The sequence below is a fragment of the Bradyrhizobium sp. PMVTL-01 genome (genome assembly GCF_051861855.1).
Lineage (GTDB): Bacteria > Pseudomonadota > Alphaproteobacteria > Rhizobiales > Xanthobacteraceae > Bradyrhizobium.
Map to the genome: position 1 here is coordinate 3,349,424 of NZ_CP193982.1, position 12,309 is coordinate 3,361,732.

12 protein-coding genes and 4 pseudogenes are annotated in these 12,309 nt (G+C 64.2%); 5 read left to right on the plus strand and 11 right to left on the minus strand.

Annotation, left to right across the window (positions count from 1 at the left end):
- Positions 1 to 11 precede the first annotated feature (11 nt).
- Complete coding sequence (locus ACRQ5Q_RS15820) at positions 12 to 1,298, plus strand: serine hydrolase domain-containing protein (protein WP_439398840.1); 1,287 nt, start codon at positions 12 to 14, stop codon at positions 1,296 to 1,298.
- 1 nt (position 1,299) lies between these two features.
- Positions 1,300 to 2,565 carry a serine hydrolase domain-containing protein gene (locus ACRQ5Q_RS15825; RefSeq protein ID WP_439398842.1) on the plus strand — a complete coding sequence of 422 codons (1,266 nt, stop codon included), beginning with the start codon at positions 1,300 to 1,302 and terminating at the stop codon, positions 2,563 to 2,565.
- On the opposite strand, the gene ACRQ5Q_RS15830 is transcribed toward ACRQ5Q_RS15825, so the two are convergent.
- The 8 genes and pseudogenes from ACRQ5Q_RS15830 to murI form a co-directional block, all read right to left on the minus strand.
- Positions 2,566 to 3,633 (minus strand): threonine aldolase family protein, encoded by a 1,068-nt coding sequence (locus tag ACRQ5Q_RS15830; RefSeq protein WP_439369138.1) that lies wholly within the window; start codon positions 3,631 to 3,633, stop codon positions 2,566 to 2,568.
- Positions 3,634 to 3,653: 20 nt separating this feature from the next.
- A complete protein-coding gene (locus ACRQ5Q_RS15835) occupies positions 3,654 to 3,977 on the minus strand; it encodes a type II toxin-antitoxin system RelE/ParE family toxin (protein WP_439398844.1) in 324 nt (107 codons plus the stop codon).
- On the minus strand, positions 3,937 to 4,152 hold the full coding sequence (locus tag ACRQ5Q_RS15840; protein WP_439398845.1) for a hypothetical protein: 216 nt from the start codon (positions 4,150 to 4,152) through the stop codon (positions 3,937 to 3,939). Before ACRQ5Q_RS15840 ends, ACRQ5Q_RS15835 begins: the two co-directional genes overlap by 41 nt.
- Before the next feature lie 68 nt (positions 4,153 to 4,220).
- Positions 4,221 to 4,838, minus strand: coding sequence for a 30S ribosomal protein S4 (gene rpsD / locus ACRQ5Q_RS15845; protein WP_439369134.1), 618 nt, complete (start codon positions 4,836 to 4,838; stop codon positions 4,221 to 4,223).
- A gap of 199 nt (positions 4,839 to 5,037) precedes the next feature.
- Positions 5,038 to 5,239, minus strand: a pseudogene (locus tag ACRQ5Q_RS15850) (acyltransferase); the annotation flags it as partial.
- A 151-nt stretch (positions 5,240 to 5,390) separates the two neighbouring features.
- Positions 5,391 to 5,471 (minus strand): annotated as a pseudogene (locus ACRQ5Q_RS15855) (cupin domain-containing protein); the annotation flags it as partial.
- Positions 5,472 to 5,492: 21 nt separating this feature from the next.
- A complete protein-coding gene (locus ACRQ5Q_RS15860; protein WP_439398847.1) occupies positions 5,493 to 6,266 on the minus strand; it encodes an HpcH/HpaI aldolase family protein in 774 nt (257 codons plus the stop codon).
- 61 nt (positions 6,267 to 6,327) lie between these two features.
- Positions 6,328 to 7,119, minus strand: a complete 792-nt coding sequence (gene murI / locus ACRQ5Q_RS15865; RefSeq protein ID WP_439398849.1) for a glutamate racemase — start codon at positions 7,117 to 7,119, stop codon at positions 6,328 to 6,330.
- A 182-nt stretch (positions 7,120 to 7,301) separates the two neighbouring features.
- Between murI and ACRQ5Q_RS15870 the strand changes: the two genes are divergently transcribed.
- The gene (locus ACRQ5Q_RS15870; protein WP_439369131.1) at positions 7,302 to 7,943 is read left to right on the plus strand and encodes a glutathione S-transferase family protein; all 642 of its coding nucleotides are present in this window, start codon (positions 7,302 to 7,304) and stop codon (positions 7,941 to 7,943) included.
- A 7-nt stretch (positions 7,944 to 7,950) separates the two neighbouring features.
- On the opposite strand, the gene ACRQ5Q_RS15875 is transcribed toward ACRQ5Q_RS15870, so the two are convergent.
- Together ACRQ5Q_RS15875 and ACRQ5Q_RS15880 are read right to left on the minus strand one after the other, a co-directional pair.
- A complete protein-coding gene (locus ACRQ5Q_RS15875; protein WP_439369130.1) occupies positions 7,951 to 8,757 on the minus strand; it encodes a Crp/Fnr family transcriptional regulator in 807 nt (268 codons plus the stop codon).
- Positions 8,758 to 9,001: 244 nt separating this feature from the next.
- A pseudogene (locus tag ACRQ5Q_RS15880) lies at positions 9,002 to 9,346 on the minus strand (preprotein translocase subunit SecD); the annotation flags it as partial.
- On the opposite strand from ACRQ5Q_RS15880, the pseudogene ACRQ5Q_RS15885 reads away from it, so the two are divergent.
- Both ACRQ5Q_RS15885 and ACRQ5Q_RS15890 read left to right on the plus strand, forming a co-directional pair.
- Positions 9,338 to 9,607, plus strand: a pseudogene (locus ACRQ5Q_RS15885) (acyl-CoA synthetase); the annotation flags it as partial. The pseudogenes ACRQ5Q_RS15880 and ACRQ5Q_RS15885 sit on opposite strands and share 9 nt — an antisense overlap.
- Positions 9,608 to 9,682: 75 nt before the next feature.
- Positions 9,683 to 11,008, plus strand: coding sequence for an LVIVD repeat-containing protein (locus ACRQ5Q_RS15890; RefSeq protein WP_439398851.1), 1,326 nt, complete (start codon positions 9,683 to 9,685; stop codon positions 11,006 to 11,008).
- A gap of 48 nt (positions 11,009 to 11,056) precedes the next feature.
- Here the strand turns inward: ACRQ5Q_RS15890 and ACRQ5Q_RS15895 are convergent, their stop codons facing one another.
- The gene (locus tag ACRQ5Q_RS15895; RefSeq protein WP_439369128.1) at positions 11,057 to 12,196 is read right to left on the minus strand and encodes an ABC transporter substrate-binding protein; all 1,140 of its coding nucleotides are present in this window, start codon (positions 12,194 to 12,196) and stop codon (positions 11,057 to 11,059) included.
- Between the last annotated feature and the right edge of the window lie 113 nt (positions 12,197 to 12,309).

Consider the following 12,309-nt stretch of genomic DNA (forward strand, 5'->3'; position numbering starts at 1 on the left):
GGGGAGGGGATATGAATTTTCATTTTGGACCGCGCCCATTTGTCTATGGCGCATTGTTGTCGTTCGGCCTGCTGTCACTGGCACGCGCGGAAGGCACCTACGAGATTCCGGCCGGCGCGCATTTCAACCAGGACAAGCTCTCGAGGGTCAGTGACTTCTTCAAGAACGAGGTCGCGACCGGCAAGATCGCCGGCGCAACCGTGCTGATCCAGCAGCACGGCAAGCCCGTCTACCACGAGGCTTTCGGCGTACAGGACGTGGTCAGCAAGGCGCCGATCACCGACAAGACCATCTTCCGCCTGTTCTCGATGACCAAGGCGATCACCTCGGTCGTCGCGATGCAATTGATCGAGGACGGCAAGATCAAGTTGGATGATCCCGTCTCGAAATACATTCCGTCCTTCGCCAATGTGAAGGTCGGCGTCGAGAAGAAGGCCGAGGATGGCAGCAAGTCGCTCGAGCTCGTGCCGCCGAACCGGCCGATGACTGTGCACGATTTGATGACGCACACCTCCGGCATCACGTATGGCTTCTACGGCGACAGCCTGGTGCGCAAGGCCTATCGCGACGCCAACATCTATGCCGGCGATTTCGACCTCGCCGAGTTCGCCGAGCGCATCGCGAAACTTCCGCTGCACAACCAGCCGGGCGCGCTGTGGCAATACGGCCATTCCACCGACATTCTGGCGCGCGTGATGGAGATCGCCGTCGGCAAGCCGCTGATCGACATCATGCAGGAAAAGCTGCTCACGCCGCTCGGCATGGTCGACACCGGCTTCTACGTCACCGATCCAGAGAAGCAGAAGCTGCTGGCACAGCCGGTGCCGAATGACGCGGATTTCCGCGTCGGCCGCATCAACGATCCCACCGTCGTCAAGAAGATCATGTTCGCCAGCGGCGGCATGGTCACGACCATGGCGGACTACAAGCGCTTCGCGCAGATGCTGCTCAATGGCGGCAGTCTCGAGGGCAAGACCATCCTCAAGCCGGAGACGTTCAAGCTGATGGTGACCGATCAGATCGGCCCGAAATCGGGCGTTGATCGCGACTATTTCTATTTCCCCGGCGACGGCTTCGGCTTCGGTCTCGGGCTCGCGGTCCGCACCGATCCCGGCAACGCAAAACCGCCGCCGCCCGGCGATCTCGGCGAATTGAAATGGGACGGCGCCTCCGGCTGCTATTTCGTGATCGATCCCAAGCAGGACATGTTCTTCGTTCTGCTGGAGCAGACCCCGACCGAGCGCCAGCGCGTGCAGCGGACGCTGAAGCTGCTGGTTTATGAAGCCATGGAGAATTGACATGTTCGGGCGCCGTGCGCTGTTCGCGGCGCTCGTTCTGCTGTTGAGTGCGGCCGGCGCGCAAGCGGGCTCGGAGACGCGCGCCGCGCGCAGCTTCTCGCCTGAGGGCCTCGCAAGGGTCTCCGACTACATCCGCAAGGAGATCCTCGCCGGGACGTTTCCGGGCGCGATCCTGCTGCTGCAGCAGCACGGCAAGCCGGTCTATTACGAGAATTTCGGCGTCCGGGACGTGGCGACCGCGCTCTCGATGAGCGCGGACACCATCTTCCGCCTCTACTCGATGTCGAAGCCGGTCACGACGGTCATGGCGATGATGCTGGTCGAGGAGGGCAAGCTCTCGCTCGACGATCCCGTCTCGAAATACATTCCGGCCTTTGGCGAGATGAAGGTCGGCGTCGAGACGAAGGCCGAGGACGACAAGGTCTCGCTGGCCTTCGAGCCGGTCAATCGTCCGGTCACGGTCAAGGATCTGATGCGCCACACCGCCGGGCTTCCTTACGGCTATTACGGCGGGGGGCTGGTGAACAGGCTCTATGCCGACGCCGGCCTGTTCGGCAACAAGGCTTTGACCAATGCCGAACTCGTCGCGAAGATCGCCACGCTGCCGCTCGCCGAGCAGCCCGGCACGATCTGGGACTACGGCCTCTCCACCGACGTGCTCGGCCGTATCATCGAGGTGATCTCGGGAAAATCGCTGTTCCAGTTCGAGAAAGAGCGGCTGCTCGATCCGCTCGGGATGATGGACACGGCGTATTATGTCGCCGATCCCGCCAAGTGGCCGCGCATCGCCGAGCCTATGCCGCAAGATCGCGCGATCAGCCCGATGACGCAGGTCCGCGATATCAGGAAACCGCTGAAATGGGAGTCGGGTGGCGGCGGCCTCGTCGGCACTGTCGGCGACTACGCGCGCTTCTCGCAAATGCTGCTGAACGGCGGCACTTTTGAAGGGCGGCGCTATCTCACGCCCGAGACCATCGCGCTGATGGCGTCTGATCATTGCGGGCCGGAGACCAGAATCGCGCGCGACCAGAACTATTATCCGGGCAGCAGCTCCGGCTTCGGCCTCGGTTTCGCCGTGCGCACCTCGGTGCCATCAGGCACGTCATGGCCGCTCGGCGAATATCGCTGGGACGGGGTGGGCGGCACCTTCTTCTTCATCGATCCCGAAGACGATCTGTTCGGGATCTTCATGGTGCAGACACCCTCGCAGCGAGGCCGCATTCAACTCGCGCTGAAGACGCTGATCTATCAGGCGATGGGGCGGTAGTTACGCCCTGCGCACGATCTCGCGCACGTGTCCGATCGTCTCCTCGACCTGGGCCGCATTGACGTCGAGATGGGTGCAGGCGCGGATGCGGCCGTCCATCATCGCCAGCGTCACGCCGCGCTGACGCAGCGCGGCCACCATCTTGTCGCCGGCAATGCCGGCCCCGTCGGGCTTGAAGAACACGAGATTGGTTTCGGGCTCCTGCACCTCGATGCCTGCGATCTGCGACAGCCCGCGGGCGAGCGCGCGGGCATTGGCATGGTCGTCGGCAAGGCGCTCGACGTGATGGTCGAGCGCGTAGATGCAGGCCGCGGCGCAGATGCCGGCCTGCCGCATCGAGCCGCCGAGGCGCTGCTTCCATTGCCACACCGCATCGATGAAGGCGCGTGTGCCTGCGAGCACGCCGCCGATCGGCGCGCCCAGCCCCTTGGAGAAGTCGATCCAGGCCGAATCCCAGCCCGCGGTCATGTCGCGCGGGGAGATGCCGCTGGCGACGGTGGCATTGAGGAGACGTGCGCCGTCCATGTGGGTGACGAGGCCGTGTTGCTTGGCGATCGCGACGATCTCGTCGAGCGCGGCCTTCTTCCAGATCGTGCCGCCGCCGATATTGGCGGTCTGCTCGACGCTGACGACGGTCTGCGGCGGCTGATAGCGCGTGCGCGGATGCAGCGCCTTGCGAAAGGTCTCCGGCGTGAACTGGCCGTCAGGACCCTTGAGCTGCGTCACCTGAAAGCCGCCGATCGCGGCATGCGCGCCGCCTTCGCGGGCAATGATGTGCGCCGTCTCGTGCGCAAGAATCTCGTCGCCGGGACGGCAATGCACCAGCGTCGCGGTGACATTGCACATCGTGCCCGACGGCATGTAGACCGCGGCCTCCTTGCCGAGCAGATCCGCAACGCGCTCGCACAGCGCGTTCACGGTCGGATCGTCGCCGACCTGCTCGTCGCCGACCTCCGCCCGCGCCATAGCCTCGCGCATCCCTGCCGTCGGCTTGGTCTGCGTGTCCGAGAGCAGATTGATGCGCACGGGCGGCGCCTTGGGATCGATCGGGGGAGGGGTGTAGAGCATGGCTGATCTCGTCATTTCATCTAGTCGAACAATTGCGGTCTGATGTCCTGCGCGCCGTGAAGAATGGCGCGGATCTCGTCGTGGTCGGGTTGTACCGTGTAGAAGATCAGATGGGATTGGAAGCGTCGATAGCCGGCCGCAAGTTCATCCACTTGCTGGCCGATCAAGGGAAAATCGGCGAGAAGTCCGAAGGAACGGATCAGACCAGCGTAATAAGCTTCAGCCTGATATTTGCTGAACCGGCTTTCGGTGAAGTCGTAGATGTCGATCAGGTCGGCTCGGGTGCGCTCCGATAACCGATACTCAGCCATGGCGGCGTTGAGCAACACGTTGGCGCGCGGCAACGAGGATGTCGTCCGGCGTGTCCGATGTGAAATTGTTGCAATCGGGCTGAGCGAACAGCGCCTGATATCGGCGGACCTGCTCGTCACGGGGCAGCTTGGCCCATGCCTCAAGCTCCGCCTCGGAAGGCGTTGCCGATGGGGTGATGTTGGAGAGCTCGTCGGTCGTCTGGGACATCGAGAGCATGTTACCACAAGACAAAGGCCCCGGAAACCGGGGCCTTTGAGCAATGGAACGCGGAGATATCAGCGCGAATAGAATTCGACGACCAGATGGGGCTCCATCTGCACCGGGAACGGCACGTCGGAGAGGCCGGGGATGCGGGTGTACTTCGCGGTCATCTTGCCGTGGTCGACTTCGAGATAGTCGGGCACGTCGCGCTCGGGGAGCTGGCTGGCTTCGAGCACGTGGGCGAGCTGCTTGGAGGCTTCCTTGACCTCGATCACGTCGCCGACCTTGAGCTGGTAGCTCGAGATGTTGACCTTGCGGCCGTTCACCTTGATGTGGCCGTGGTTGATGAACTGACGGGCGGCGAAGATCGTCGAGACGAACTTGGCGCGGTACACGACCGCGTCGAGACGACGCTCGAGGAGGCCGATCAGGTTCTCGCCGGTGTCACCCTTGAGGCGGCTCGCCTCGACATAGATGCCATGGAACTGACGCTCGGAGATGTTGGCGTAGTAGCCCTTGAGCTTCTGCTTGGCGCGCAGCTGCACGCCGAAGTCGGACAGCTTGCCCTTGCGACGCTGGCCGTGCTGGCCGGGGCCGTACTCGCGGCGGTTCACGGGGCTCTTCGGGCGACCCCAGATGTTCTGGCCCATACGGCGATCGATCTTGTACTTCGCCTCACTGCGCTTAGTCATCGCGTCCTCTTCGGTTGCATGGTTTGAGGAAACGCGCCCTCCTGTGTGACGGGCCAGGCCCGCCACCGACAGGTCCGATCCCCAAAGCTTAAGGGAGCCGACCACGGGTCGCGAAACGCTTCGCGGGCCGAAATCGGCCCGAGAGCAGGCGGCTTTTAGGGGAGTTTGGGGTTCACTGTCAATGCGAATGGCCCCGGAATCAGGTCCTGACCGCCGGGACCGGCTCGGCGCCGGCTGCCCATAATTCGGCAGCGATTTCAGCATTCAGGACCTGCTCCAGCCGGGTCAGGACCCGGGCGATGGGGGCTGGATCCGTGACCCCGTGATCCCAGCGGATCTCGATATGGATGGTCTGGGCGGGCTCGACCACCGCTGACGATGAAGGGGCCGGGCGTGATGGGGTCGGCGGCGCGGCAGCGAAATGGTCCTGGGTGTCCCCCACATCGCTTTTTCGGTTCCCGCGGATGAAAATATGTGCAGCGAGCGGGGGTCCCCCGCTCGCTTCCCGCTCCAGCACGAACCAACCCCTTTGGGATCGGTCGGTTCGCCGCATCAGGGCGCCGGCGAGGCCAGCGGCTTGGACTTGTCGACGACGTAAACCCCGAGCACTTTCATAGCCTTATCCCCGTGAGCCTACGGTAAAGGTGGCAAAGTTCAGCGCCTGATCCCCTCGAACGCGGCCGTGATGCCGCGCTGGAACAGCGACCAGTCGAAGCCGAGCGCGATCGCGCGGTAGCCGCGGTCGATCAGGGCGTTGGCTTGCTCGGCGGTGCGGGCCACGCCGCCGATCGGCACGCCGCTTCTGAGGATGCCGGCTTCGGCGCGCGCCACCAGCTCCAACAGCTCCGGATCGTCCATCCGGCCGCGCTTGTTGATGGAGGTGGCGAGATCGCCGGGGCCGATCACCGCGACGTCGATGCCGGGTGTCGCCATGATCTCGTCGATGCGGTTGACGGCCTCGACATGCTCGATGGTGACCATGCAGATCATCTCGTCGTCGGCAGAGGCCATGTAATCCGGCATCGACTGGCCCCAGCGGAACGGGGCGTGGAACGGGCCCCAGAGACGATCGCCGCGCGGCGGGTAGCGCACGCTGCGCACCGCCTTCTCGGCCTCGTCACGACTGGTGATCATCGGGAAGTTGATGCCGAAGGCGCCGATGTCCATCGGCGCTTTGGCAAGCCACGGCTCGTTGGCCGCGATCCGCACCAGGGGCGTGCACGGCGTGCCTGTCGTGGCGGCGATCATCGCATGCGCTTCGGTGAGGCCGATCGGCCCGTGCTCGAGGTCGATGACGATCCAGTCGAGCGAGCGCGCCATGATCTGCACCAGCTGCACGCTCGGGATGGTCGCGATCGCGCCGAAGGCCGGGCGCCCCTCGCTCCACAATTGGCGGAGGCGATTGAGCGGCGTTGCGGGGATCGACATGTGATGACCTGCGCGCGGATGACGACGGCAGAGCCTAGCAGCGCGTCGTCAATGCGGAAAGTCAGGCCAGCACGCGGCCGCCGAAGAACGGCGTCAGCGTGGCGCCGAGGCCGTGCACGCGGTTCGACGTGAAAATCATCTTGGCGCCGGACTGCGCGACGCCTGCGATGCGCGCGCCGAGAAGGTCTGAAACGCGGCGGGCGATGGCGGGGGCGGGGTCGATCCAGTCGACCGGCCAGGGTGCGAGTTGCTTCAGCCGGTCGAGCAGCAGCGGATAATGCGTGCAGGCGAGGACCACGGTATCGGTGCGCGCGCCCGCTTCCTCGCCGACGAAGCAGGGGGCGAGCTCGGCGCGGATGGCGTCGTCACTGACGGAAGCGCCACTCAGCTCGGCTTCGGCCAGCGAGGCGAGCTCGGGCGAGCCGACCAGCGTTACCTCGCATCCTTGCGCGAAATCGCGGATCAGCGCCTTGGTGTATTCGCGCTTGACCGTGCCCTTGGTGCCGAGCACCGAGACGCGGCGGGTCTTCGACTGTGCGCAGGCCGGCTTGATCGCCGGCACCGTGCCGACGAAGGGCAGGGAATAAGCAGCGCGCAAGTGCGATAGAACCAGGGTGGAGGCCGTGTTGCAGGCGATGACGACGAGGTCCGGATCGTGCGTGCCGATCAGTTGACCCATCAGCGGCACGACGCGGGCGATGATCTCGTCCTCGCTGTGGTGGCCATAGGGGAAGAAGGCGTCATCGGCGACGTAGACGTAGTGTGCGTCCGGGCGCGCGGCCACGACCTCACGGAGCACCGTGAGCCCGCCCAGGCCGGAATCGAACACGAGGATCGTCGGGGAATTGGTCACGTTGTTACCTTAAGGCGTCATGGTTACCATTCGGTTTTTAGGGCGATTTTGCGGCGGGGCCGCCTGGGGCCGATCTAAAAGGGTTGAATGCGCCGGGGCATCTCCGCAAAACTCCGGGAAGTCCGCCATCGCGAAGTATGACGCGGCATCACAGTGCTCCAGTTGCGGTCGCAGGAGGCCTCATGCTCACGGTCCATCATCTCGGCAAGTCGCAGTCCGAGCGCATTGTCTGGCTGTGCGAGGAGCTCGATATTCCCTACGAGCTGAAGCGCTACGCCCGCGATCCCGTCACCATGCTGGCGCCGCCCGATTACAAGGCCTTGCACCCGATCGGAGCCGCACCCGTCATCACCGACGGCGACCTCGTGCTCGCCGAATCCGGTGCCATCGTCGACTACATCATGGCCAAGCATGGCGGTGGCCGTCTCGTGCTCCGTCCTGACGATCCTGATTTCGCGCAGTTCCTGTACTGGTTTCACTTTGCCAACGGCACGCTGCAAGCCGGCATGGGCCGGCTGATGATCCTGAACCGGCTCAAGCTCGCCGAGGACAATCCGCTGCTGGCCGCGACCAGGGGCCGCGTCGACCGCGCCTTCGATCTGGTCGATGCGCGCGTTGGTGATGCCGAATATCTGGCGGGCAGGACCTTCACCCCCGCCGACATCATGATGGGCTTCTCGCTCACCACGATGCGCTACTTCCAGCCCTATGATCTCTCGCGTTGTCCGAACGTGGTCAAATATCTCGGCCGCATTGGTGCGCGTCCCGCCTACCGGCGGGCGATGGAAAAGGGCGATCCCGGCATGGCGCTGCTGCTCGGCTGAGCAGCCGTCAGGCGATCTTGTTCGTGGTCGCCGCGCGCTCGGTCGCCAGCTGCTTCTGCAGGCGATCGATGTTCTGCAGGAGGCGCTGGCTGGTCAACACCAGGAAGTAATAGCCGAACTGTGGGTCTTGGAAGTAGATCTCGAGCAGCCGGTCATAGGTGATCGTCAGCACCTGGCCGTCTTCGATGCATTCGATCGTTCCGGTGCGACGGTTGTCCGGCGTCAGGAAGCCGAGCTCGCCCATCAGCGAGCCCGGCAGGATCTCGACGTTGATCTCCTTGACCAGGAACTTGCCGGTGACCGTGAGCAGCATCTCCTTGGCCGGGTCGCCAAGCTTGAACAGCGTGTCGCCGCGGCGATATTTGCGCTCGGTCATGAACGGCTTCAGCCATTCGATCGACATGTCGCCCTCGGCCGCATGGCGCGCCTTCTTGACCAGCTTGAGCATCTGCCGCAGGCGAAGGGCGTTGATCGGAAGCAAGAGAAGATAGAGCAGGAACGTCGCGACGTTGGCCGAGAGTGCGCCGAAAGCGGCGAAGAACGCGCAGCCGATCATGTTGGCCACCCGCAGGGGCACCATCGTCCGCATCAGGAGGGTTGCGACGAAGAAGCCGGCGCCGACCGCAGCGAACAAATTGGCGAACGTGATGTTGTGGACAAAGATCTCCAGCAGCCGATTGAAGATGGCGTCGTAAGTGACGTTCTCGGGATCGAGCCCCATCTGGACCAGGATTTTCGCGATCCTGAGGTTATCCGTCGCCGCATCGAGAATGCGGTCGAGGATCGAGGAAATGTCTGCGCTGCCGGACGGCATGGTACTAACCCCGCGTAAGGCCTTCAGTCCCGGTCGGTACTCGTATAGCGGAAATCGAATGACGACCGCTTGAATGAAGCCTTCGGCCGTCATGCCGCAAGAGGCAAATTTAGCCCGATCGGGCGTTTCGGCAATTGCCCCTTGGTTGCGCGTATGGCTTCCGCCTGCCCATGATTCGGGGGCGTGGGGGTCGTGGAGGGACCCGGGCGCCCCGGCGAGGCGGGGCGCCCGGGTGCCTTCCGCCTCAGGGCTTGGCGGCAGGCTGGATCGCCTCCTGTTCGACCAGCTCGAGGCGCCCGGGCAGCGACCCGGCGCGCATCACCATGGGGACGCTGCTTGCTTCCTCCAGGGTGAGATTGCCCGAGATCTGGCCGGAACCACCACTGATGGGCTCGCGGATCACGGGGGTGGAGATCACCTTGTCGTCAAGCACGATGGCGAAGGGCTTTCCAATATTCTCTTCGGTGATGTGGGCGAAACGCCGCGCGCCGCGCCCATTGAAGCGGAACGTGGCGATCGGTTCGTTCGTGCTGCTCGCGAACCCCGGGCCCGCATAGCTGATGTCGTTGCCGTCGAGCGCGCTGGTCCGATGCCGGTGACGGGCGTCGGCAAGGTGTTCAAGCCGCAGCTGCGCTGGGACGTCGCGCAGCGCGTGTTCACGAAAGTGCTGACGCCGCTCGTCGAGCGCGGCATCGACTGCAAGGTCAAGGTCGGCGCCCATGGCAGCCACGGCTCGATCGCCACCGTGACGCTCACGGGCGTGCCGGCGGACCAGCGCGAGATCGTCGCCGGCGAAGTGCATACGCTGCTGGCACCGTTCGTGATGCGGCACGAGGTGGTGCAGGTGTAGGTGAGGGCGCATGACACTGGGCTTGCATGCCTCGCGTCGTGCGCGCATCATCCCTCAAAAAATGGGGGGAAACCGATGCGTCAATTCTCGCGCCGCCGCCACCTTCAGCAATTGTCGGGCGTGTTCGGGGCTGTCGCGCTATCGCCCTGGTCGAGGCCGGCCTCGGCGTCAGAGGCCGACATTCCGCCGGACGGCATCGGCAAAGGCATCCAGCACATCTCCTACAGCGACATCGGCGGCCGGCCCGACAGCGTGCAAGTGATGTTCAACCGGCAGCACGTCTATGTCGGGCACATGTTCAGCGACGGCGTGACGATCCTGGACGCCTCCGATCCGCGTGCGCTGAAGCCGGTTAATTTCTTCACGGCGGGGCAATACACCCGCACCCATCATTTGCAGGCGGCAGAGGACCTGCTGCTGGTTGCGAACGGCGCCAACATCGTCGCGATGCAGTCCTACGACAACATGCGCGGCTATTTCGAGAACACGCTGGTCGACAGCATCACCAAGGCCAAAAGATTCCGCTCCGGCCTGTCGATCCACGACATCTCGAAACCGGGCGAGATGCGCGAGATCGCCTTCCTGGAGATGCCCGGGTTCGGCATCAACCGGCTGTGGTGGCCGGGCGGCCGCTACGCCTATGTTTCGGCGCATTTCGACGGCTTCACCGACCACATCCTGTGCGTGGTCGATCTCGAGACCATCACCAGGCCGGAAGTGATCGCGAAATGGTGGCTGCCCGGCATGAACCGCGCGGCCGGCGAGCCGCCGACGCCCAAGGGCAAGCGCTTTGCGCTGCATCACATGATCACGGCGGGTGATCGCGGCTACGCCGCCTGGCGCGATGGCGGCTTCACCATCCACGACATCAGCGATCCCGCCAATCCCAAGCTGCTGTCCCATATCAACTGGTCGCCGCCCTTCGCCGGCGGCACGCATACGCCGTTGCCGCTGCCCAAGCGACAGCTCGCGATGGTCGCGGACGAAGCCAATGCGGAGAAATGCGCCAAGGGCCTGTTCCACACCTTCGTGCTCGACGTGCGCGCGCCCGAGAACCCGGTGCCGATCGCAACCTTGCCGACCCCGCGCGAGCGCGATTTTTGCACGAGCGGCACGTTCGGCCCGCATAATCTGCACGAGAACCGGCCGGGCTCGTTCCAGAGCGAGGAGACGATCTTCGCGACCTACAACAATGCGGGCGTTAGAGTGTTCGACATCAGGGATGCCTTCGCACCGAAGGAGATTGCGTACTGGGTGCCGCCGACGCCGACGAAGCTCATCGACCCCCGGCCGAACGTCGCCCTCGCAGCCAAGACCTGTGACGCCCATGTCCGGCCCGACGGGCTGATGTTCGTCTCCGACTGGAACGCCGGCATGCACGTGCTGCAGTATCAGGGGTGAACGCCGCGCAAGGTTGAGTTGGGGACTTGTTCGGCGACCGACTCGCCGCTACCCGCGGATCGCCGCGTTGGCCTGCGCGGCTGCACCGGTCATGGCATCCTTTGCCGATTTCTCGCCGTTGACCACTTCATTGACGCCGATCATGAACGCATCCAGGATCGATCTCGATCGCGGATGGAAGAGAATCGCCTTGGCGCGGTCGACATCGGCATTTTGCAGGTTGGTCAGCGCCGCCTCGGCGGCTTGCGAGCCGAATGCCCTCTTGAAACCCTCGCTGGACCACGCCGACACGCGTGTCGTCGCCAGCCCTGCTGCCGCAGTCTGCAGCGATGTCGGCTTGCTCGTCGCCCAGAGCAGGAACAGGAAAGCTGCCCGCTTGCTTCGTGATCTTGAATTGATGCAGGCCTGCCAGTGCGACATGAAGGGCACGGGCGCGCGACCAGGGAGATGCGGAAAGACTGCAAATACGGTCTGCTTCGCGACGCGACTCCGCGCCGGGTTGGAGATGTCGGTCGCGAAATTGCTGCTGTCGATTGCCATTGCAGTCCGTCCCTGCAGGAAATCGTCCAGCACGTGGTACCATTCATAGCTGCCGACGCCGCCGGGCCCGGCCTGGCTGAGCAGGCGCCCGTACATCTCGACGGCGGCGATCGCTTCGGAGCTTGCGAAGACGGCCTTGTTGTCCTTGACTATGGCGCCGCCGTAAGAGAACACGAAGCCCATGGCCGGCGGGGAGGAATTGCCGCTCGCCTGGGCCCGCATGGCCATCCCCGACATCTCGCCGGACTTGAGCGCCTTGGCGGTCGCAAGCAACTCTTCGAACGTCTGCGGAACCGACAGGTTCTTGGCTGCAAGCGCGTCACCGTTGATGAACATGGTCATCGCTTCGGAGGTGATCGGTACGGCATACCGTTCGCCGTCGGACCACAGCGGGAAGGCCTGAGCGGTCTTGAGCAGGTCGCTCTCGTCGTACCAGCCGAGATCGGTCAGCGATCGGTTGGAATAATAGCCGTTCAGCGGCTCGAGCCACCCTCCTGCGATGCCCTGGCCATAGGCCGTGAACATGAAGACGTCGGGCGTCGCGCTACCGCGGGCCAGTTTGATCGCCAAGGCGCCGAGGAATGTGGTTTCGAGTTGGAAATCGATGGTGACGTTGATGCCGGTGAGCCGGGTGAACTCAGGCAGCAACGGCGTGATCGCAGTCGACCAGGGATGGATCGCGCCCGAAAGAGAGATGGTCTGTCCCGCAAACTGCTTCCAATCGATGTTCGCGCTGGCGTAGGTCGCTGCGCGATCCTCGG